Origin of the sequence: Cellulomonas septica, from assembly GCF_012396155.1 — a bacterium.
Lineage (GTDB): Bacteria > Actinomycetota > Actinomycetes > Actinomycetales > Cellulomonadaceae > Cellulomonas > Cellulomonas septica.
On the sequence record NZ_JAAXOY010000832.1, the window covers coordinates 1 to 1,315 of the forward strand.

General features: G+C 76.6%; 2 protein-coding genes. One reads left to right on the forward strand and one right to left on the reverse strand.

The features are described from left to right. On the forward strand, nt 1–376 hold a 376-nt coding region (locus HGA02_RS19605; RefSeq protein ID WP_168681073.1), incomplete at its 5' end, for an aggregation-promoting factor C-terminal-like domain-containing protein. 17 nt (nt 377–393) lie between these two features. On the opposite strand, the gene HGA02_RS19610 is transcribed toward HGA02_RS19605, so the two are convergent. Beyond that, on the reverse strand, nt 394–1,315 hold a 922-nt coding region (locus HGA02_RS19610), incomplete at its 5' end, for an amidohydrolase family protein (protein ID WP_168681074.1).

A 1,315-nucleotide genomic window follows, 5' to 3' on the forward strand; every position in this document is an offset into this window, starting at 1 on the left:
CGAGGCCGCCGTCGCGAAGGCGGCGCGCGACAAGGCGGCCCGTCGGGGGGCGGCCGGGTCGACGCCGGTCCTCCCGTCGCGCACGCCCGTGGGCGAGGTCAAGCAGTACGCGGCGTCGCTCGTCGGGGCGGACCAGTTCGGCTGCCTCGAGGCGCTCTGGCAGCGCGAGTCCGGGTGGAACCCGGCCGCGAAGAACCGCTCGTCGGGCGCTTTCGGGATCCCGCAGGCGCTGCCCGCCACCAAGATGGCGTCGGCCGGCGCGGACTGGCAGACGAACCCGATGACGCAGGTCCGGTGGGGCGTCTCCTACATCCACGGGCGCTACGGCTCGCCGTGCGGGGCGTGGGCGCACTCGGAGTCGCACGGCTGGTACTGACCACGGCCGGTAGAGCGTCAGCCGAGCGTGAGCGTGCGGGCGAGCGGCACACCCGGGCGGTAGGCGAGGTGCGCGACCGACGGCGCGTCGACGACGCACAGGTCGGCACGCGCCCCGACGCGCAGGTGGCCCACGTCGTCGCGACGCAACGCGCGGGCACCCCCGAGCGTCGCCGCACGGACGGCCTGCTCGACGGTCATCCGCAGGTGCGCGACACCGAGCGCGACCATGAGCGGCATCGACGTCGAGAAGCACGTGCCGGGGTTGCAGTCGGTCGCGAGCGCGACCTCGACGCCCGCGTCGAGCAGGCGGCGGGCGTCCGGGTAGGGCGAGCGGGTCGACAGCTCGACCCCCGGCAGCAGCGTGACGACTGGCCCGCCGTGCCGTGCGGCGTCGGCGAGCGCGGTGACGTCGGCGTCGTCGAGGTGCGTGGCGTGGTCGAGGCTCGCGGCGCCCACCTCGACGGCCAGTCGCGCACCCGGTCCGGGACGCAGCTGGTTGCCGTGCACCCGCAGCCCGAGACCGGCGCCCGCGGCTGCGGTGAGGACGGCGTGCGCCTCGTCGCGGTCGAACGCGAGCGGGGTGCCGGGTTCGCAGAAGACGTCGGCCCACCGGGCGTGCGGCGCGCACGCGGTGAGCATCGGGCCCGTCACGAGCGCGAGGTACTCGCCTCGGTCGACGCCGGGCGGCACGACGTGGGCGCCGAGGAACGTCGTCTCCGGCGTGACCTCGCGGGCGAGCCGGAGCAGGCGCTCCTCGTGCGCGACGTCGAGGCCGTAGCCGCTCTTGACCTCGAGCGTCGTGGTGCCCTGCGCGCGCGCCTCCGCGACGAGCGCGACGAGGCGGGTGCGCAGCTCGTCGTCGGTGGCGGCGCGGGTCGCGGCGACGGTCCGGGCGATCCCGCCGCCGGTGTACCGGGCGCCGGCCATGCGGTGCGCG